General features: G+C 48.2%; 2 tRNA genes. Both read right to left on the bottom strand.

The window, feature by feature from the left end:
• Positions 1 to 70: 70 nt before the first annotated feature.
• Positions 71 to 146, bottom strand: a tRNA-Ala gene (locus GXB78_RS28005).
• Positions 147 to 156: 10 nt separating this feature from the next.
• Positions 157 to 233 (bottom strand) — tRNA-Ile (locus GXB78_RS28000).
• Positions 234 to 334 lie beyond the last annotated feature (101 nt).

Raw genomic sequence — 334 nt, 5'->3', positions numbered from 1 at the left:
ATCAAAAGACTAGAAATCAATATTCAATGCGAATATTCATTTCTAAACTCTCAAACTTCGAAGCAGTTTATGGTGGAGCCAAGCGGGATCGAACCGCTGACCTCCTGCGTGCAAGGCAGGCGCTCTCCCAGCTGAGCTATGGCCCCATAACAAAATTGGTGGGTCTGGGCAGATTCGAACTGCCGACCTCACCCTTATCAGGGGTGCGCTCTAACCAACTGAGCTACAGACCCAATTTCGAGCTTGTAACTGTTAGCTCAGAGCTATCAGCTTGGAGCTTAAAGCTGCTTCTATCGTCTTCTTCAATGAATCAAGCAATTCGTGTGGGAGCTCG

Origin of the sequence: Pseudomonas moraviensis subsp. stanleyae, from assembly GCF_036283065.1 — a bacterium.
Taxonomy (GTDB): Bacteria; Pseudomonadota; Gammaproteobacteria; order Pseudomonadales; family Pseudomonadaceae; genus Aquipseudomonas; species Aquipseudomonas stanleyae.
This window is presented reverse-complemented; position numbering and strand designations above follow the sequence as displayed.